Origin of the sequence: Ruegeria profundi, assembly GCF_001507545.1 — a bacterium.
Lineage (GTDB): Bacteria > Pseudomonadota > Alphaproteobacteria > Rhodobacterales > Rhodobacteraceae > Ruegeria > Ruegeria profundi.
In genome coordinates this window covers 256676-277151 of the sequence record NZ_LQBP01000001.1, presented here as the reverse complement: position 1 = coordinate 277151, position 20476 = coordinate 256676, and the positions used below count along the sequence as shown (strand labels likewise).

The window sequence follows — 20476 nt, the reverse complement described above, 5'->3', positions numbered from 1 at the left end:
ATATGAGCGCTTACGACGAGTTGATGGCCTTCCAGCGTGAAACATCTGCCTTGGGGCAGATTGCCGGGCGGCTGGGTTGGGACCAGGAAACGGTGATGCCGCGTGGTGCGGCGCCTCAGCGTGCTGAGGAAATGGCTGCGATCGAGGCTGTTCTGCACGCGCGCCGATCTGACCCGCGCGTGGCTGAATGGCTGGAGCAAGCCGACCCGCAAGATGACGCCGCCCGCGCCCAATTGCGCGACATCCGCCGAACCTATGAGCGGACGGTAAAAGTGCCCGCTGATCTGGCAAAAGCAATCGCGCGTGTGACCTCTGCCGCGCAGGGCACATGGGCACAGGCCCGCGCGGATGAAGACGTGGCGGCGTTTCTACCCGTTCTGACAGAAGTCGTGGCGCTGAAACGTGAAGAAGGTGCGGCATTGGCGCAAGGTGGCGACGTCTATGACGCGATGGTCGAAGACTATGAGCCCTATACAACCGGTGCGCAGATTTCCGAGATTTTCGACCAGATGCGCCCGCGATTGGTGGCCCTGCGCGCAGCGGTTCTTGAAAAACCCGCGCCGCAGGTTTTGGCAGGAAAATTCGACGAACTGACCCAAATGCGCCTGTCGCAGAAACTTGCAACGACATTTGGTTATGACTTGAATACTGGCCGCATGGATAAGGCCGTGCATCCTTTCAGCTCTGGCAGCGGACTAGATGTGCGGATCACCACGCGCACCAGCGAGACCGACCCGTTCAACTGTTTCTACTCGACCATTCATGAGGTCGGCCACGCCGCATACGAGCAGGGCATTGACCTGGCCTATGCCCTCACGCCGTTGGGGCAGGGCGTGTCGATGGGCGTGCACGAAAGCCAAAGCCGGATTTACGAAAACCAACTTGGCCGCTCTCGGGCGTTCACGGGTTGGCTGTACGATCAGATGATTGATGCGTTTGGAGAGTTTGGAATTTCAGACCCTGACGCCTTTTACGCCACAGTCAACGGCGTCCATAATGGCTATATCCGCACTGAGGCCGACGAGGTGCAGTATAACCTGCACATCATGCTACGGTTCGATCTTGAGCGCGCCCTGATGTCCGGAGACCTTAACGTGAATGATCTTGAGACGGCGTGGAACGACCGGTTCAAGGCGGATTTCGGCTATGCCATCGATAAACCTTCGAACGGGTGTTTGCAGGATGTGCACTGGTCAGTTGGGTTGTTTGGGTATTTTCCAACCTATTCGCTGGGCAATGTCTATGCCGGGTGCCTGCATCAGGCGCTGCGCGCGGCTGTGCCTGATCTGGATGCGCAATTGGCCACTGGTGATACATCTGGCGCAACCGGATGGCTGCGCGAGAACCTGCAACGCCACGGCGGGCTTTATACACCGCGTGAAACCATCCAGCGCGCTTGCGGTATGCAAGCGGGCCCCGAGCCGTTTCTAAGTTATCTTGAGGAAAAATTCGGAGCGCTTTACGGTTTGTAAGCTGTCGAACAGACGGGCACTGACTGGTCTGTCTAGGTTTTGAAGACTCGAGAAATCAACTCTTCACAAAGCGATACATAGGCTCGGGCTGCGGGGCTGCTACGCGCCGTCACCATGACCGGGGCCCGGTGCACCCCCATTTTTTCCACGTCGGACGCAAACGGAATCTGGGCCGTGAGAAACCGTTTGCCATATGCAGTTCTCATGTCCGCGATCGTGTCCTGATGCAGGTTCTTAGCTCGCTGGACCATCGAAAAGAAGCAGTGGAGCTTTTTTGTCGGAAGGTTCTTTTTCCTGAACACTTTTATCAACTGCTCCAACGTACGCTGAGACAGAGTTGTGGGGATGACCGGCACGACAATTGCGTCGGCCGTTTCAAAGATGTGGCTGGACAAAAGCGACAGGTTCGGCGGGCAATCCAGCACGACAACCTCATAGTCTTTTTCAACCCCCGACAAAGCCCGGCCCAAATGGGACTGCCCCGCGCGCATCTGTGAAAGCAGAATGTCGAATTCACGATAGCTTGGGTTTGACGGCAGGATGTCGAGGTTTTCGAAGTCGCTCTCTCTTATCGCCTTCCGCACCTGTTTGGCATCGTCAAAGAACCGTGCTTCGGTCAGCTTTTTAGAAGGTTTAAGGCGGAAATAATACCCCGACGCGCCCTGAGGGTCGAGGTCGCACAACAGCGTCCTTACGCCTGCCGTTGAAAGGGAATACGCAAGGTTGACTGCAGTTGCCGTCTTACCCACTCCGCCCTTGTTGGAATAGCAGGCAATAACCTTCATTTTGGATCGCACCTCACACACACCAACAGATAATCACAAACCGATCTGACAGCGAGTTTCAGTGCGCACCGTGCACCAAGTCAATGTATGGAGTGAAATATTGCGTATATAGTCGGGCGTATGGCGCGAATTATGACCTTACGGGAAACGGAAGACCCCAAAACAGGTGCTTTGGGGCCTTGAGTTTATTCGTCGGCTTCTTCCTCGCCCTGATCGGCGATCCAGGCGACACTGACGACTTCTTCGCCTTTGCCGGTGTTGAACACCTTGACGCCGCCCGCGCTGCGGGACCGGAATGAGATACCGTCGACCGGCACCCGGATTGATTGGCCTTTTGAGGTGGCAAGCATGATTTGATCATCGATTTCCACCGGGAATGAGGCAACGAGTTCACCGCCGCGCATGGCCTTGTCCATCGCGGCCACGCCCATACCACCACGCCCGCGAACGGGGTAATCGTGGCTGGAGCTGAGCTTACCTGCGCCACCCGCAGTTATCGTCAGGATCAGGTTTTCTGCAGCAGACATTTCGGCATAACGTTCTTGCGTGATGGTGCCTGGTGCCGCTTCATCCTCATCGGTTTCGCCGTCGTCAGCGATTCCCGCCACAGCGCGGCGCATCTTGAGGTAGGCTGCCCGTTCGTCCGGTCCCGCTTCAAAGTGGCGGATCACCGACATCGACACAACGCGGTCACCATTCGTCAGCTTGATGCCGCGAACGCCGGTGGATTCGCGTGAGTTGAACACGCGCACATCCGTTGTTCGGAACCGGATCGCGCGGCCCGAATTGGTGACCAGCATCACATCTTCATCTTCCGAGCAGATGCGTGCGTTAACCAGTTCCACACCTTCCGGCAGTTTCATCGCGATCTTGCCGTTGCGTCGGACATTGGTAAAATCCGACAGGCGGTTGCGGCGCACGTCGCCAGCGCTGGTGGCGAACACGATCTGCAGGTTTTCCCATTCTTCGTCCGGCACATCGACGGGCATAATCGCCGCGATGGAAACACCGGTTGGGATCGGCAGAATGTTCACGATGGCCTTGCCCTTACCCGTCCGGCTGGACTGTGGAAGGCGCCAGGTCTTGAGCTTGTAGACCATCCCTTCCGTCGTGAAGAACAGCAGTTGCGTATGGGTGTTTGCAACAAAGAGGGTGGTGACAACGTCCTCTTCTTTAGTCTGCATACCCGACAAGCCCTTGCCGCCGCGTTTTTGCGCACGGAAATCAGCCAAAGGCGTACGCTTGATGTAGCCGCCGGACGTGACGGTCACGACCATGTCTTCCCGCTCGATCAGGTCCTCGTCTTCCATATCGCCGGACCAGTCGACGATCTCGGTGCGGCGCGGCACAGCAAACTGGTTGCGCACATCGCGCAGCTCATCGGCTATGATCGACATGATGCGTTCGCGTGAGGACAGAATATCAAGGTATTCCTTGATCTTGGCGGCCAGGTCTTCCAGCTCGTCCGTGACCTCTTTGACGCCGATTTGGGTCAGGCGTTGCAGACGCAGGTCAAGGATGGCGCGGGCCTGAACCTCGGTCAGATTATAGGTGCCATCGTCATTCATCTTGGACAGAGGATCGTCGATCAGGCGCAGATAGCCCTCGATCTCGGCGGCGGGCCAACGGCGGGTCATCAGCTTTTCGCGCGCCTCGGCAGCGTCTGCAGACGAGCGGATCGTAGCAACCACTTCGTCCACGTTCGAGACGGCCACGGCCAGACCACACAGGATATGGCTGCGTTCGCGCGCCTTGCGTAGATCGTATGCGGTGCGGCGGGCGACGACATCCTCGCGGAAATCGATGAACGAGGTCAGGAACCGGCGGAGGGTCAGTTGTTCTGGCCGGCCACCATTCAGCGCCAGCATGTTGCAGCCAAAGGACGTCTGCATCGGTGAGAATCGATAGAGCTGGTTCAGAACCACCTCGGGTGTTGCGTCGCGTTTTAGCTCAACCACCACGCGGACACCGTTGCGGTCGGATTCGTCCTGAACATGAGACACGCCTTCGATACGTTTTTCGCGCACCGCCTCGGCGATCTTTTCGATCATCGCAGCTTTGTTCACCTGGTACGGGATTTCGTCCACTACAATCGCATAGCGGTCCCTTCGGATCTCTTCCACGCGGGTCTTGGCGCGGATGATGACGCTGCCGCGGCCTTCCAGATAAGCCTTGCGCGCGCCAGAGCGGCCGAGCATCACACCGCCGGTTGGAAAGTCAGGGCCAGGGACGTATTCGATCAGTTGCTCTGACGTTAGGTCCGGGTCGTCGATGAGAGCCAAAGTGGCGTCGACCACTTCTCCCAGATTATGCGGCGGGATATTCGTAGCCATACCCACGGCAATACCGCCAGCCCCATTGACCAGCATGTTTGGGAAGCGGGCGGGCAGAACAGTTGGTTCCCGGTCTTTGCCGTCATAGTTGTCCTGGAAATCAACCGTTTCTTTTTCGATGTCTGCCAGCAGGGCGGCGGCAGGCTTGTCCATCCGCACTTCGGTGTATCGCATGGCGGCAGGGTTATCGCCGTCCATCGAACCAAAGTTGCCCTGACCATCCAGCAGAGGCAGCGACATCGAGAAATCCTGCGCCATCCGCACCAGCGCGTCGTAAATCGCGCTGTCGCCGTGAGGGTGGTACTTACCCATCACATCGCCAACGGGTCGGGCGGATTTGCGGTATGCTTTGTCGTGTGTATTTCCCGTCTCGTGCATGGCGTAGAGAATGCGCCGGTGTACGGGCTTGAGCCCATCGCGCAGATCAGGGATCGCGCGCGAGACGATAACCGACATGGCGTAATCCAGATAGGACGTGCGCATCTCGGATTCGATGGATACCGTCGGGCCATCGTAGACGGGCCGCTCGGGTGGGGTTTCATCCATGTTTTCTGGGGTTTCTGGCGTATCGCTCACGTAAACTGCCCGTTCTTTGTGCAGGGTCTATATCTTGTGGATGCACCTTATCAGACCCGGCACATAAGGTGCAAGCAAGCATCCTTTTTGTGTGCGAAAAACCCCGTAACACCAGAGTAACATATTGTTATCCAAGGATTAGGATGTTTTTGTGGTAATCTTAACGGGCCTTGCACGAAAATTGGAGGTCTGCATGAAGCAAAGCGAAACCGAATTGATGCTTAAGGGATACGGGCTGACGACGGCGGAATTCTTCTACCATATGCCCGACTACATCCACGTTTTGAACACGTTTATCTGGCAGGAATACGATCTGGCGCCGGACCATCCGAAATTGTTTGATTTCATTGATTTCTGGCAGCGTGAAATTGAAGGTCCACTGCATTCGGTCCGGTTCACGCACCGCAAGATGATCGCGCCCGGCGAGTGGCGGAACATGGTGGGTGAATTCAGATTGAACTAGATTTCCGACCGGTAATTTTGACCGGTGGGAATTGAGATGCTGTTAAAATTTGTTTTTGGGTTAAAGTGACGACCAGATAAGTGGTCACCTGAGGCGTCGCTTTATGCTCCGATATCTGTTCCTAGCCGCTGCCCTTTTCATCACCGGGCCTGTTTTTGCCCAAGGTGTTCTGGATAAAATCAAAAAGGGTGCCGAAGGTACGGCTGACGCGATTGGGCGTGGGGCCGAAGCCGTAGGAGAAACGCTTGAAAAAGGCGCCAACGCGGTTGATGAAACAGTCAGTTCCACTGCCGATTTGGTGACGAACGAAGCCACACCGGAAGAAACCCGCGTCAAGTTGGACCTTATGGCCGACGAGGTTCTGTTTCAATTGTTGGCTGAAAATCCCGAGGCCGACAGCCTGTTTGCCATCAGCGCCGGATATGCAGTTTTCGACTCGCGCAAAGTGACGGTGTTTCCGGTCTCTGCCGGTTATGGGCGCGGGGTTGCCGTCTCGAAAGAAACTGGGGAGCGCATCTATATGAACATGGGAACGGGTGGTGTTGGCGCAGCCATGGGTATCGGCGGGTTCGAGAGCAAGTTCGTGATCATGTTCGAAACGCAGGTCGACTTACAGAAATTCATTGAACACGGATATGACGCCACTGCCGGAACCGATGCAATGCATGGTGAGGACCGGACGAGTGAGACCGTACGCTTTACCGACGGACGGTCATTCTTCGTGTTGGGCAAGAAAGGCTGGCGCGTATCAGCCGCCGCTTCAGGCACGAAGTTTTGGAAATCGCCCGAGTTGAATTGATCAGCCCGAGCAGCTTGCCCCACCCAGAACGCAGAACTTGGCGCAATGCGGATGGTTGAGATGTACGTCGGCCTCGGACTCGGCCAGGGTATGTCCCATCTCGAACTCGGGCGCATAGGGCAGTAGCGTGCACGCCAGAACCGCAGGTCTGTCTGCGCCTTTGCGTTTTACCACCATGCGGGCGCTTGCACACATGAGCGCATCAGGTGACTTGTCCAGAATACCCCAGCACGCAGTCGTGATTTCGGGAACTTCGACGGTTTCGTCCATTTCGGGGAACAGAACGGTCTCGCTTGCGTTCTGCGCATCAATACTAAAACCGTGCTCAGCAAAGAAGGCGGCGTAGCCGTTTCGGCTCTCTGCGTCACTCTCACCCCACACGGTCCTGCCAGCAACGGCCATGTTGAACCCGTTGTCGCGCAGCCATTTCATGCCGGTCAGGGTTTTGGCAAAGCTGCCTTTGCCCCGTTCTTCGTCATGCAATTCAGGGCGGTAGTGGTCGACCGAAATCCGCAAGGTCAACTTGTCACCATAGTCACGTTGCAATTCAAGCAGGCCTTCGCGCATCTTTCGGCGCATCATTGGTTGCATCGCGTTGGTCAGGATCAACACGTCGTAGCCGCGTTCTAACGCCGCGCGGGTCATGTCGATCATTTCGGGGTTCATAAACGGCTCACCCCCAGTAAAGCCGATTTCGCGCACCGGCCAGTTGCGGGCTTTGATCTGCTCCAGATAGTCCCGCACCTCGTCCGCCGAGATATATACCAGCGCGTCATTGGTCGGACTGCTTTCGATATAGCAGTTGACGCATTGGATATTGCACAACGTGCCCGTATTGAACCAAAGCGTTTCTGGATTGCGCAGTGGAACGGACGCCCGCGCTTGCCCGTCAGCTGTTACTAATCTGTCCTGAAACTTGCCGATATTGGCAGCCTGAAGGGCGTTGTCTTTCATTCGAGTATCCGGTTCTTTGAAGGCTAGCAATCGACTTAGCGCTTTGGGGTAGGTTAGTTAAGGGCATCAGGCCGCATCTGACAGAGTTTTGAAGATCGGAAAAAAGTTCAGAAATGATTGCGCTAACATTAGACATGACAGCAGGGGTAAGGTAGGGAAAACACATGGTTTCTCGTGTCATACCTGTGGACCCGTTTGATTTGGTCATCTTTGGCGGTACCGGCGATCTTGCACAGCGCAAGATTCTTCCGGCACTGTTCCGGCGGTTTTGCGCGGGTCAATGGCCCGATGATGCACAGATTATCGGTGCGGCCCGGGCTGAGTATACCCCCGATGCGTTCCGTGAAGTCGTCGCAGAGTCGTTGCGCAGCCATGCGCCAGCACAATCGCGGAACGCCGACGCGCTGAATACCTTCCTTCAACGGGTCGACTATGTTCCGCTGGATGCGCTTTCGGACACCGCTTGGGATAGGTTAGCGGCCAAGCTGGCCGATGACCGGGTAAGGGCCTTTTACTTCTCGGTGGGGCCGCAACTGTTTGGCCAGTTGGCCGAGCGGATCAAGCATCATGATCTGGCTACGCCAAAAACACGGATCGTCGTCGAAAAGCCATTCGGTCACGACTTGGAAAGCGCGAGGGCCCTGAACGCGACACTGGCCGCGCATTTCTCTGAAGGGCAAATCTACCGGATTGATCATTATCTGGGCAAGGAAACGGTTCAGAACCTGATGGCGGTTCGTTTCGGCAACATGCTGTTCGAGCCGCTCTGGAACAGCCAGTATGTCGATCACATCCAGATCACGGTTGCCGAATCCGTCGGTATTGACGGGCGTGAGGAGTATTATGATCGCGCGGGGGCCATGCGCGACATGATGCAGAACCACCTGATGCAGCTCCTCTGCTTGATCGCGATGGAGCCTCCGGCAAAATTCGATCCCGATGCAGTGCGCGATGAAAAGCTCAAGGTCATCCGCGCGCTTGATCCGGTTGAACCGCACCACATCGTACGCGGCCAGTTTGATGCGGGGCCGAGCGGGGCGGGCTATCGGGATACCGTAGGTAACCCGCGCTCGACCACGGAAAGCTATGTGGCCCTGCGCGCGCATGTCAGCAATTGGCGTTGGGCCGGGACACCATTCTACTTGCGCACAGGTAAGCGACTGATCGAACGGTCCTCGGTCATCAACGTGATGTTCAAAGACGCGCCGCATTCGATTTTTGGCGCTGATGCCGGGCGACATGCCAATGTGTTGTCCATCCGGTTGCAACCAAACGAAGGCATCACCTTGAAGGTAACGATCAAGGAACCGGGTCCGGGCGGGATGCGTTTGGTCGATGTGCCTTTGGATATGAGTTTTGCCGAGGCACTGGGCTCGGAAAACCAAGACCCGCCTGACGCTTACGAACGGCTGGTAATGGATGTCATCCGCGGCAACCAGACGCTGTTCATGCGCGGGGATGAGGTCGAGGCCGCATGGGCTTGGACCGACCCGATTATTGCAGGCTGGCAGGCGCGAGGGGACGTTCCCAAACCTTATGATAGTGGCAGTACAGGCCCGGGCGACGCCGAGCTGCTGATGAAACGAGACGGTCGCCGCTGGCAAGGGATTAATCCATGAAACTACAAGAATACGCTGACCGGGACATGCTGGCCATCGACGTTGCGAACGTTCTGGCCGGCAATCTGGAATCCGCCTTGCTGAATCACGACCTGGTGTCACTGGCCGTGCCGGGTGGAACCACGCCCGGCCCGATTTTCGACGTTCTCTGTGCGGCGGACCTTGAATGGGATCGCGTGCAGGTTCTGCCAACAGACGAAAGATGTGTGCCGGGCGATCACGAACGCTCGAATGAGCGACTGATCCGCGAGCGGTTGCTGACCAACCGGGCCTCTGTGGCGCAGTACATTCCGCTCTATGTGCCGGGTAAGGACCCCGAGGATGTATTGCCTGAACTCGAAAGCCTGATCGCTCCACTTAGACCGTTGTCCGTGCTGGTTCTTGGGATGGGTGAAGACATGCACACCGCGTCCCTGTTCCCTGGAATGGAGGGGCTTGAGGCCGCGTTAGACAGCAACGCGCCCCCTCTGGCCATCGCACGGACCGAAGTTCAGCCCGAAGCTCGGATCACCCTGACAGCGCCCGTGTTGGATGGTGCGTTATCGAAACACCTGATCATATTCGGTGCCGCGAAACGGGACGCGTTGGATCGCGCTATGTCCTTGCCGCCGGAAGAGGCTCCAATCGCCGCAGTTCTCAGCGGTATGACTGTTCACTGGGCGGAGTAGGCATTATGCAACTGGACCCCCTCATCTCGCTGGCTTCTGCAAGCAAAGAGCGGACAATCCTTGATCTGTTCGCCAAGGACATGAACCGAGCCGAGACGTTTTCAGCGTCCACTGGTGATCTGCTGTTTGACTATTCCAAGACGCAGATCGACGATAAAATTCGGGACGCTCTGACCGATCTGTGCGAAGCAGCTAACCTCGGTGAACGGCGCGAAGCCATGTTTGCGGGCGAAAAGATCAATGAAACCGAAGGGCGTGCAGTTCTGCACACGGCATTGCGTAACCTGGACGGTGGACCAATCGAGGTCGATGGGCTTGATGTCATGCCAGACGTTTTGGACACGCTGCAAAGGATGCGCGTGTTCGCCGAAGAGGTGCGCGGTGGCGCAGTTTCCGGGGCAGGGGGCAGCTTTACCGATGTTGTGAATATCGGCATCGGTGGCTCGGACCTTGGCCCTGTGATGGCAACCCACGCGTTGGCCCCGTATCACGATGGTCCACGGGTGCATTATGTTTCAAACGTGGACGGGGCGCATATTGCCGATACGTTGCGCCAGCTTGATCCGACGCGGACGCTGGTGATTGTAGCGTCCAAAACCTTTACTACGATCGAAACCATGACCAACGCCCGAACGGCGCGCGCCTGGATGGAAGACGGCGGAGGTGATCCGGGCATGCAGTTCGCTGCCGTGTCCAGCGCCGTGGACAAGACCAAGGCCTTTGGTATCCCAGACGAGCGTGTATTTGGCTTTGCCGATTGGGTCGGTGGACGATACTCTGTCTGGGGACCGGTTGGATTGCCGGTGATGATCGCGGTTGGTTCGAACGCCTTCGACGCTTTCCTGCGTGGCGGGCAGGCGATGGACGTCCATTTCCGCGCCGCCGATTGGGCAGAGAACATGCCGGTCATGCTGGCTTTGGTCGGTATTTGGCACCGTCAGGTTCTGGGCCATGCCAGCCGCGCTGTCTTGCCGTACGATCAACGTTTGCTGCGGCTTCCGGCGTATTTCCAACAGCTTGAAATGGAGTCCAACGGCAAGTCTGTCGCGATGGACGGAAGCTCATTGACCATTGCCTCTGGCCCCGTTGTTTGGGGGGAACCCGGCACCAACGGCCAGCACGCTTTTTATCAATTGATCCATCAGGGCACGGACGTGATCCCTTGCGAGTTCATGGTGGCCGCACAGGGGCATGAACCGGAACTGACCCACCACCATCGCCTGTTATTGGCCAATTGTCTGGCGCAGTCCGAGGCGCTGATGCGGGGTCGCTCACTGGACGAAGCGCGTCAGCGCATGGCGGAAAACGGGCTGACTGGCGCTGAGTTGGATCGGCAGGCCCGTCATCGTGTTTTCCCGGGGAACCGGCCGTCTTCAACCCTGATCTTCCCAAAGCTGACCCCATTCGTACTTGGTCAGATCGTTGCCCTTTACGAACATCGCGTTTTTGTTGAAGGCGTCTTGCTTGGGATCAACTCGTTCGATCAGTGGGGTGTCGAATTGGGCAAAGAGCTTGCGACCTCGTTAGGTCCAATCGTCGATGGTGAAGAAACCGCTAGCGGCAAGGATGGATCGACCGCGGCTTTGGTCGCCTACGCACTGCGCCACCGGGGCTAAGCTGTCGATGGTAACAAGATTGCGCATGGGGAAAGCCCAAATCTCTTATTGTCAGACAATTAAATGATTGGCAGGGTTCCAACTTAGAAAAAGCAAAACACCCGATGCGCGTCGGGAATAAAAAATGGAGAAGGCCCATGCTGGGACAGATGATGACGCAGCCCTTGCTGATCTCGTCACTGATTGACCACGCCGAACGCTACCATGGTCAGACCGAGATAATTTCAGTCGAAACCGATGGCACAGTGACTGATACCAGTTGGGCCCAAATCGCAGAAAACGCGCGGAGACTGGCATCTGTACTGGCCGGGCTGGGGCTGGAACCGCAAGCGCGGGTCGGAACATTGGCCTGGAACAACCGACGGCATCTTGAGATATACTACGGAACGTCCGGAGCTGGATTTGTGTGCCACACGATCAATCCGCGGCTGTTCCCTGAGCAATTGAACTATATCATCAATCACGCGCAAGATCGGGTTCTGTTCTTTGACGCCACCTTTATCCCACTGGTTGCGTCCCTGCACGCGCATTTGCCGAATGTGCAGCATTTCGTTCTGATGGGGCCAAGGAACGAGGATGCAATCGCCCAGATTCCCGATGTGAAGTTCTATGACGACCTGATTGCAACCGGCGATGCAGGATACCAATGGCCCAGCTTTGATGAAAACACTGCCTCCAGCTTGTGCTACACCTCAGGCACGACCGGGCACCCGAAAGGTGTACTTTATTCGCACCGCTCAACAGTGCTGCACAGCTTTGGATCGAACACGCGCGACGTTGTTGGCTACTCGGCCATGGATGTGGTCATGCCGGTGGTTCCGATGTTTCATGTAAATGCTTGGGGGTCGCCTTATGCCTGTGCGATGTCGGGATCACGCATGGTTCTACCGGGGCCAGATCTGCACGGTGAAGCTCTGGTGAATCTGATTGACAAATTTGGGGTGACCTTGGCGCTGGGGGTGCCTACGATCTGGCAGGGACTGCTGGCCTATGCGGCACAGTCCGGCAGCAAACTGGCCAGCCTTGAACGGACAGTGATCGGCGGGGCCGCATGCCCGCCTTCAATGATTGAAACCTTTCGTGAAACCTATGGCGTCGACACTATTCACGCCTGGGGTATGAGCGAGATGAGCCCGTTGGGTACGGCAAATCACCCATTGGCCAAACACCGCCAGTTGCCGCCTGAACAACAACATAAAGTCAGGGAGAGCCAAGGGCGACCGTGCTATGGCGTCGAATTGAAGATCGTCGACGATGATGGGAATGATTTGCCACATGACGGCAAGACCCAGGGCGACCTTATGGTTCGGGGTCACTGGGTCTTGGACAGCTACTTCCAGATGCAGGATGAAGACTTGCTTCGGGATGGGTGGTTTGCAACGGGTGATGTCGCAACGCTTGACCCTGACGGGTACATGACAATCCGCGACAGGTCCAAGGACATCATCAAATCAGGCGGAGAGTGGATTAGCTCGGTCGAGTTAGAGAACATCGCAGTCGCGCACCCCCAACTCGCGACCGCGGCGGTTGTGGGCGTTCCCCACCCAAAATGGGACGAGCGCCCGCTTTTGGTCGCCGTCAAAGCCGAGGGTGAGGATCCAACCGAAGAGGATGTGTTGTCGTTTTACGACGGCAAGATCGCCAAGTGGCAAGTGCCGGATAAAGTTGTGTTCGTGGACGCCCTGCCGCTGAATGCTACGGGAAAAGTTCTAAAACGCGAACTACGCTCAGAGTTTGAAAACGCCTTGGCGGACTGATCGGGGAAAGTTGAAAATGGCTCCGGCGGTAGGGATCGAACCTACGACCAATTGATTAACAGTCAACTGCTCTACCGCTGAGCTACGCCGGAACGGTCCGCGCCGTATAGCAACCCGTTTCTGCGCCGTCCAGAGGGTGCAAAAGATTTTTAGTCGAAAAACGCTAACGCGCTCAACTTAGTGCTGGTCACAGATGCACTTGTGCACCGAATGGATAGGCCAACTCGCTGCGCAAAGTTAAGATGCTGACCTGCTTTGGTCGTCCGGCGCGGTTAAGTGCTTTGCCCATTCCTTGCTGAAATCGCCCAGAGGGCGGAGGTGCGCGTAAAGACGATAGCCCAAATCCGTTGCCGCGTATCCGGCGTCTACCCGATGCACGAAACCTGCTGCCTGCAGTTCCTTGAGGCGTGTGTTCAAAGCCGCGGGCGAGATTGTTTCGCATTCCTCTTGCAGCTTTCTGAACGTGCATGGTCCGATTTCGCTAAGGGTCCAAATCACACCCATGGCCCAATGCCGTCCAATAAGATCGAACAACGCCATAATGGGCGCACCGCTTTTTGATCCCCGCACGGGCTGCCCTGGAACTGGTATCTTGGTCACTTGCTATACTTTCTATAGTGATTTATGTAGCTATGGATTTTATAGCAAACTGGACTGACGCTTCCAATGACTAAGACAGAAAACTACGAAATCCGCGATAAAAGGTTCGCGCGCAGCATCAAGTTGGATGAGCCAATAGAACAAATCTGGACGGGCGGTAAGTGGACCGAGGGGCCCGTTTATTCCCCGGCGTTCCGTTCCCTTATCTGGAGCGATATTCCTAATGATCGAAGGCTTCGCTGGGATGAACTGACAGGGGCTGTTGCAGACATCCGCTCGGGCCTTGGATGCTATACCAACGGGTCCACGCTCGACCGCCAAGGGCGGATCGTGGCGTGCGAGCATGGAACGCGAAGTGTTACTCGGATTGAGCATGATGGTTCTGTCACGACTTTGGCCAGCCATTTTGAGGGAAAGCGGTTCAACAGCCCGAATGACGTGGTTGTGCGGTCTGACGGTACGATCTGGTTCAGTGATCCGGCATATGGGATCGAGTCGGATTACGAAGGCTTTCAAGCCGAATCTGAGCTCGATGGTGAGCATGTTTATCGCCTGGACCCTGCAACCGGTGACATTACAAAGGTGACAAGTGACTTTGCCTGCCCCAATGGCCTTGCCTTCTCGCTAGACGAACAGACGCTCTATATCGCAGACAGCGGCGGCACCCGCTATCCCAGCGGTGAACACCATATCCGGGCATTCTCCGTCGGCGCCGACGGAAGTCTTTCAGGCGGGGAGGTATTTGCGGAATGCGAAGCAGGCGTCTTTGACGGGTTCCGGATCGATACCCAGGATCGCATCTGGACCAGCGCCAAAGATGGCGTTCATTGCTATCACCCCGATGGGACACTGCTGGGCAAGATATTCATCCCCGAAGAGGTCTCAAACGTCTGTTTTGGTGGGCCGAAGCGCAACCGATTGTTCATTACCGCATCGACAAGTGTCTATTCCGTCCTTCTGCCTACCACCGGAGCATTGCTGTTCTGATGCCGGGGGCTTTCGCGGTGAGAGTCTGAGCCGGTTGCGCCGTTCGCTTGGGTCGAGGCGCAAGAAAGGGTCATCAACTGCAACGATGTGGACTTTGTCGATCCTATGTCGTTCGTCGCCGGGATGGACAGCCAAGAACGTTAATTGTCTGAGGTCTTTGCCGCGCCACTGGGATCGACGAGCCGCGCGATTAAAGCGCCTTGTGTGATTTGTCCTACCAGCGCTCCGTCCTGCGTGACCCCGATTGTAGCGTCGTTATTGGCAAGCACATCCATCAGGTCCACGATGGCGGTGTCTTCGGGCACTGTTTCCGTTGGCTCACCGGATGTGGGCTCCATGACGTCCGCAGCCGACAAAACGCCAAGCGGGTTCATATGCGCCACGAAGTCGGCGACGTAATCATTGACCGGTTGGGTGAAAATCTCGCGCGGAGTCCCGCATTGCACAATCCGCCCGCCTTCCATGATCGCGATGCGGTTGCCGATCTTGAAGGCCTCGTCGAGGTCGTGGCTGACGAAGATGATCGTCCTGCGGATGCGCGCCTGAAGCTCAAGAAGTTCGTCCTGAAGCTTGGTGCGTATAAGTGGGTCCAGCGCCGAAAAAGGTTCGTCCATGAGAAGGATTGGCGCTTCAGTCGCGAAGGCGCGGGCCAGTCCCACGCGCTGTTGCATTCCGCCTGACAACTCGCCGACACGACGGTCCGCCCAATCGGACAGCCCGACGAGCTCAAGCTGTTTCTTCACCCGCTCGTTACGTTCCGCCTTTGGCAGTTTTGCCAGTTCCGGGCCAAGTCCGACATTCTCTGACACGCTGCGCCAGGGCAAGAGGCCAAACTGCTGAAAAACCATCGATACGCATTCACGACGCACCTTTCTAAGGTCCTCAGCCCCAGCAGATGTGACGTTGCAACTCCACTCCCCATCGTGGACCGTGACCGAGCCGCGCACGACCGGGTTCAGCGCGTTCACCGCGCGCAGAAGCGTCGATTTGCCAGAACCAGAGAGCCCCATAAGAACCAGAATCTCACCCGTTTTGACCTCGAGTGAGCAATTGTGAACCCCGAGGATTTGCCCGGTTTCTTTCTGTATGTCGGGACGCTCTCGGCCTTCATCCATCAAAGGTAACGCGGCTTTGGGGTTATCACCGAAGACGATGGAAACGTTGTCGAATATGACAGCGGGCTGTTGGGTCATTTCTTGCGCTCCACTCGCAGCATCCGGTCAAGAATTATTGCGACAACGACGATGACAAAGCCGCTTTCGAACCCGAGAGCCGTGTTGACTTGGTTCAGGGCACGCACCACAGGCACACCCAAACCGTCCGCCCCGACAAGCGCCGCGATGACGACCATCGAAAGCGACAACATGATCGTCTGATTCAGACCCGCCATTATCTGCGGAAAGGCATACGGAAGCTCGACCTTCCAGAGTATCTGTCGCCCGGTCGCTCCGAAGGCTTGCGCGGCCTCAAGCAGTGACTTGGGCGTTGCGGACACCCCAAGATAGGTCAGCCTGATCGGCGCCGGTACGACAAAGATGACCGTCGCCAGAAGGCCCGGCACCATCCCGATGCCAAAAAACACGATGGCCGGGATCAGGTAAACAAAAGTCGGCAGGGTTTGCATCAGATCCAGAACCGGACGCATAAAGGAATAAAGTTTCGGCCGGTGTGCGGCAGCGATGCCAATCGGCACGCCAACAGCCATACATACGATACAGGCAGACAGCACCAGAGTAAGGCTTTCGGTCGTTTCCTCCCAATACCCTTGGTTGAGTATGAACAGAAAGCCGATTACCACCAGTACGCAGGTTTTCCAGTTACGCTGCAATAACCAAGTGAGCAGGGCAAAGACGCCGACAATGATCAGTGGGTGGGGGGTTTGCAACACCCAAAGGATGCTGTCGATCAACGCGTCCATCAGGTCCGACAACGTGTCGAAGAACCACGCCAGATTGATTTGCATCCAGTCAAAAATGTCTCTTGCCCAAATGCCGATCGGAATCTTGTTTTCGGTCAGCCAATCCATGCCGCCCCCCTATATTGGCCGACCTCAACAGAGCCGGGGTTTCCCGGCTCCTTGTCGTCTTTTTACTTTAGTTTTCAAGCGCTGATTTGACCGCCATCATCGCGTCACCGCCATCTTTCGTGGTGACGCCATCCAGCCAGCCATCGAGCACGCCTGTGTTAGCCGCAAGCCAGGTTTTTGCTGCATCGCCGGGTTCTTGGCCGTCATCAAGGATGGCGCCCATGATCTCGTTTTCCATGGCAAGGGTGAATTCCAGGTTTTCAAGCAGCTTGCCGACGTTCGGGCATTCGCTGACATAGCCTGCCGAGGTGTTGGTGAAAACCGTCGCACCACCAAGGTTCGGGCCAAACCAGTCATCACCACCCTCAAGATAGGTCAACTGGAAGTTGGCGTTCATGGGGTGCGGTTCCCAGCCCAGGAAAACCACCGGTTCGTTTCGCCGATCCGCACGTGCGACCTGTGCCAGCATACCCTGTTCCGAGCTTTCAGCGACTTCAAAACCACTGAGCCCAAATGCATCGTTATCGATCATTTCCTGGATAAGACGGTTGCCGTCATTGCCAGGTTCGATGCCATAAATCTTGCCTTCCAAGGCGTCCTGATGCGCGGCGATATCTGCGAAGTTACCGATCCCCAGGTCTGCTGCGGCTTGGTTCACCGCAAGCGTGTACTTGGCCCCTTCGAGGTTCGCGCGCACCGTATCGACGGTTCCCGCCTCGCGGTAGGGTGCGATGTCCGCTTCCATCGTCGGCATCCAGTTGCCCAAAAAGACGTCGATATCGCCATCGGCAAGGGATGTGTAGGTCACCGGCACGGATAGGATCTTGATATCTGTTTCATAGCCAAGCGCCTGCAGAACCGTTGTCGTTGCTGCAGTTGTCGCGGTGATGTCCGTCCATCCCACATCCGAGAATGTAACGGTATCGCAGTCCGCCCAGGCCGCGCCTGCGCAAACGGCAATGACTGTACTTAGTAGCGTTGATTTTCTCACTTGAGCCTCCCAGTATTATTTTTCACGCTCAGTAAATGCGTCATTGTATTGTTACGCAAGCAGAAAGCCGGTCAGCGGGAAGATGGCCCGGCTGTCCGGACCAAAATCGCTTCCAAGTGGCAGTGCCTTGTAACTTTGGGACCCCAGTTAGCGGTTCAAACCTGGAAAGCCAACCGCTGTAATACGAGAAACGCAAAACCCCGCCGTCCTGAAATTAACCTGAAACCCCGGAGTTCGGTAAGCCGCCCTCTGCAATGCAGCGGACGGTCGTGTCACGAACGCGCGCAGCGGCACTTGGGCACGCGTGCAGGTGAATCCACGACGCGACTTTCAGATTTCGTTTGGTCTGTGTGTTGGAACGCTTTTGGATGCCTCCCGTATAATAAAAAGCACATAGCACGAGAGGATGGCTGCGGCGAAACACCAGATCGATGTGAAGGCATAATGCGCGACTACAAATCCACCAATGACTGAGAGAGTAATCAGATACCCGAACATTCTTACGGCATTGATCGAAGACAGCAGAATGGGCGCGCAAACGATAATCGCATAGACTCCGCGGATGAGCGTTCGATGCACGACGTTATCCCACATCAGCGGCGAGCTGTAGTGAATCGAGTGATGTACGATATGGATTGGAAGCGGCTCATCCAGAAACAGAAGGGGGGCGAACAAGAAAGCCCCAAGCAAGGCGCCCAATAGGGAAAAAATCAGAAAAATGCGTTTCAGATGCCGCTTTGGTTCGACAAAATATGCGGAAAGGGGAACCCAGAAAGGCCAAAAGAAGTAGGCAAAGAAGAGGAAGCCGATGGCAAACCAATGCGTAGTCTCAGGTGCGCCCTGTCCAAGACTAAGCCAAAGCCCGCCTTCCAAAGCTTGCTGAACCCCAAAAAACAACGGGAAGACCGCAAAGCCAAGGTATTTGCGGTTGTATCGGCTGGCGGTTGTCAAAGTGATTGCGGCGACTGGCATCAAAACGGCTGCTGTAGTAAAACTTGCAGAGGCTGAAAAGCACACAGGTCTGTCTCTCCCTTCTCCAACCGTTCATTTTCGGGCCGCTGCGGGGGTCCCTTGGTTGCGAACTTTGTCTTCGCGGTTGATCTTGGAACGCCAATGGTGACCGGTTCAGCCTTGCCCGAGGGATCAGGCCAGAGAACACAGTACGTCCCGCAACGTCCCACCGAATGCGCTTTGTTGCTAGCAGGCGGTGCGCGCCATCGCTTTGATTTGTCTCAATCTGCGTGCGTGCTCGCCTTAGCGGCGGATAATGGATGCAAGGCGTAGAGGAAGGCGAAATGTGCTGTCACCAGCTTTTTTTACCTACTATCGAAAAACGAGCGTCGGCTACGTTCGTCAGCCTGGCACAAGGCGGTCTCCGGGGTCATATCTGACCTTTAGCGTAGGAGGGGGCCGCTTCCTCAGTCCTGTACACAAGAAGTTTGTCAATGCGGCGCCCGTCCATATCGATAACCTCCAGCACCCAGCCATCAACGACGACGAATTGCCCGACCTGTGGAAGTTTCGCCGCATAATCGAGAACGAGCCCAGCAACCGTTTCAAACTGAGGTGTCTGTTTTAGTTGCAGGCCCAGACGATCCGCGAATTCGTCGATCGGCATCCATCCGGCCACGATAAGTGAGCCATCGTCTCGCTGGATTACTTTAGGCTCTGCCTGCTCGGTCTCGTCAAACCCGCCCGTGATGGCACCAAGGATATCCATCGGTGTAACGATCCCCTCGAAATGCCCGTATTCGTCAAACACAAGCACGATGTGAACCGCCGCGTCCTTCAATCGTTCGATGACCTGGATCGCGGGCATCGTGTCGTTGATGATAGTTGCCGGCTGCATATACGCCCGCGCATCGAAGCCTTTTTCCGGAGCGTGGAGCAAGTCTCGGCTGTGCAGCACGCCGATCACATCGTCTGCGGCACCGTCGCGCAGCGGGAGTCGGGACCGGCCTGAGGCTTGGAAGCGGGCGAGGATGGCCGCCTTGTCTTCCTGAGCGTCGGCAATTTCAAGATCGTGGCGGGGTGTCATCAGCCCCCTTGCGGTCCGGTCAGCGATACGCATTACCCCTGCGATCATTTCCGTCTCGGCTTTTTCGATCACGCCAGCGCCTTCTGCCTCAGCGATAAGCGTTCGGATTTCCTCTTCGCTCACCCCGGATTCGCGGCGGCCAGACTGACCGAAGACGGTGAGCACCAGCTTGCCTGACCGATCGAGAAACCAAACCAACGGTAGGGCTACAATCGACAGAAACCGCATTGCGGGTGCGACGCGGGAGGCGACCGCCTCGGGGTTGGACAATGCGATCTGTTTGGGCACCAGTTCGCCCACAATCAGCGACAAATAGGTGATGACGACAACAACGATCCCGACGCCGACTTGGGTGGCGTACCGCTCAGGCAGACCAAGCCCGGGAAGGGCTTCGGCCATTCTGATACCTAGCGTTGCACCTGAAAATGCGCCGGACAGAACGCCCACAAGCGTTATTCCGATTTGTACCGTCGACAGGAACCGCCCCGGCTCTTCAGCCAAGCGCAAAGCAATTTGCGCACCACGGTCGCCTCGCTCAGCGCGCGTCTGTAACCGCGAGGGCCATGAAGAAACGACCGCAAGTTCAGACATGGCCAGAAGGCCGTTCAGGCAAATGAGGGCAAGAAGGATAGCAATTTCGAGATACATGCAAAAACCAATTTGACCAAAGCGAAGCCAAGGAAACGCGCCGGATAGATTATCCGTCACAATCCCCATCTGCAAAGGCTTTGCGGCCTCTAAAGCTGCAGACGAAGTTGCCCGTGTTGGGGGCAAGAAATAGTTTGCAAGCAG

The 20476-nt window shown here is 56.4% G+C and carries 17 protein-coding genes and 1 tRNA gene; 8 read left to right on the top strand and 10 right to left on the bottom strand.

The annotated features are described in order from the left end of the window. Nucleotides 1-2: 2 nt before the first annotated feature. The gene (locus AVO44_RS01365) at nt 3-1472 is read left to right on the top strand and encodes a carboxypeptidase M32 (RefSeq protein ID WP_068331532.1); all 1470 of its coding nucleotides are present in this window, start codon (nt 3-5) and stop codon (nt 1470-1472) included. A 32-nt stretch (nt 1473-1504) separates the two neighbouring features. Here the strand turns inward: AVO44_RS01365 and AVO44_RS01360 are convergent, their stop codons facing one another. Next, nucleotides 1505-2257 (bottom strand): ParA family protein, encoded by a 753-nt coding sequence (locus AVO44_RS01360; RefSeq protein WP_068331530.1) that lies wholly within the window; start codon nt 2255-2257, stop codon nt 1505-1507. 185 nt (nt 2258-2442) lie between these two features. After that, nucleotides 2443-5136 (bottom strand): DNA gyrase subunit A, encoded by a 2694-nt coding sequence (gyrA, locus tag AVO44_RS01355; RefSeq protein WP_068331528.1) that lies wholly within the window; start codon nt 5134-5136, stop codon nt 2443-2445. A 223-nt stretch (nt 5137-5359) separates the two neighbouring features. Between gyrA and AVO44_RS01350 the strand changes: the two genes are divergently transcribed. Continuing rightward, entirely contained in the window at nt 5360-5629 is a 270-nt protein-coding gene (locus AVO44_RS01350; RefSeq protein WP_068331526.1) for an usg protein, read from the top strand. Between the two features lie 103 nt (nt 5630-5732). Beyond that, nucleotides 5733-6428, top strand: a complete 696-nt coding sequence (locus AVO44_RS01345) for a lipid-binding SYLF domain-containing protein (protein ID WP_068331524.1) — start codon at nt 5733-5735, stop codon at nt 6426-6428. Here AVO44_RS01345 and AVO44_RS01340 read toward each other — a convergent pair whose 3' ends face one another. After that, the gene (locus AVO44_RS01340) at nt 6429-7382 is read right to left on the bottom strand and encodes a radical SAM protein (RefSeq protein WP_068331520.1); all 954 of its coding nucleotides are present in this window, start codon (nt 7380-7382) and stop codon (nt 6429-6431) included. 164 nt (nt 7383-7546) lie between these two features. On the opposite strand from AVO44_RS01340, the gene zwf reads away from it, so the two are divergent. From zwf to AVO44_RS01320, 4 genes are all read left to right on the top strand, one after another. After that, entirely contained in the window at nt 7547-9001 is a 1455-nt protein-coding gene (gene zwf, locus AVO44_RS01335; protein WP_068331518.1) for a glucose-6-phosphate dehydrogenase, read from the top strand. Next, the gene (pgl, locus tag AVO44_RS01330; RefSeq protein WP_068331516.1) at nt 8998-9669 is read left to right on the top strand and encodes a 6-phosphogluconolactonase; all 672 of its coding nucleotides are present in this window, start codon (nt 8998-9000) and stop codon (nt 9667-9669) included. The genes zwf and pgl overlap by 4 nt, the downstream gene beginning before the upstream one ends. A gap of 5 nt (nt 9670-9674) precedes the next feature. After that, a complete protein-coding gene (pgi, locus tag AVO44_RS01325) occupies nt 9675-11285 on the top strand; it encodes a glucose-6-phosphate isomerase (protein WP_205626516.1) in 1611 nt (536 codons plus the stop codon). A 137-nt stretch (nt 11286-11422) separates the two neighbouring features. Beyond that, a complete protein-coding gene (locus AVO44_RS01320; RefSeq protein WP_068331480.1) occupies nt 11423-13042 on the top strand; it encodes a long-chain-fatty-acid--CoA ligase in 1620 nt (539 codons plus the stop codon). Between the two features lie 17 nt (nt 13043-13059). Here the strand turns inward: AVO44_RS01320 and AVO44_RS01315 are convergent. Together AVO44_RS01315 and AVO44_RS01310 are read right to left on the bottom strand one after the other, a co-directional pair. After that, a tRNA-Asn gene (locus AVO44_RS01315) sits at nt 13060-13134 on the bottom strand. A 145-nt stretch (nt 13135-13279) separates the two neighbouring features. Continuing rightward, on the bottom strand, nt 13280-13642 hold the full coding sequence (locus tag AVO44_RS01310) for a winged helix-turn-helix transcriptional regulator (RefSeq protein WP_233421895.1): 363 nt from the start codon (nt 13640-13642) through the stop codon (nt 13280-13282). Nucleotides 13643-13708: 66 nt separating this feature from the next. Here AVO44_RS01310 and AVO44_RS01305 point away from each other — a divergent pair, with 66 nt between their 5' ends. Next, the gene (locus AVO44_RS01305) at nt 13709-14629 is read left to right on the top strand and encodes an SMP-30/gluconolactonase/LRE family protein (protein ID WP_068331478.1); all 921 of its coding nucleotides are present in this window, start codon (nt 13709-13711) and stop codon (nt 14627-14629) included. A gap of 140 nt (nt 14630-14769) precedes the next feature. Here the strand turns inward: AVO44_RS01305 and choV are convergent, their stop codons facing one another. From choV to AVO44_RS01280, 5 genes are all read right to left on the bottom strand, one after another. Beyond that, complete coding sequence (choV, locus tag AVO44_RS01300; RefSeq protein ID WP_068331476.1) at nt 14770-15822, bottom strand: choline ABC transporter ATP-binding protein; 1053 nt, start codon at nt 15820-15822, stop codon at nt 14770-14772. Beyond that, nucleotides 15819-16655, bottom strand: a complete 837-nt coding sequence (choW, locus tag AVO44_RS01295) for a choline ABC transporter permease subunit (RefSeq protein ID WP_068331474.1) — start codon at nt 16653-16655, stop codon at nt 15819-15821. The genes choV and choW overlap by 4 nt, the downstream gene beginning before the upstream one ends. 67 nt (nt 16656-16722) lie before the next feature. Next, the gene (locus tag AVO44_RS01290) at nt 16723-17646 is read right to left on the bottom strand and encodes a choline ABC transporter substrate-binding protein (protein ID WP_068331472.1); all 924 of its coding nucleotides are present in this window, start codon (nt 17644-17646) and stop codon (nt 16723-16725) included. A gap of 330 nt (nt 17647-17976) precedes the next feature. Next, complete coding sequence (locus AVO44_RS01285) at nt 17977-18663, bottom strand: DUF6629 family protein (protein WP_338057212.1); 687 nt, start codon at nt 18661-18663, stop codon at nt 17977-17979. 364 nt (nt 18664-19027) lie between these two features. Continuing rightward, entirely contained in the window at nt 19028-20332 is a 1305-nt protein-coding gene (locus AVO44_RS01280) for a hemolysin family protein (protein ID WP_068332585.1), read from the bottom strand. Nucleotides 20333-20476: the final 144 nt, after the last annotated feature.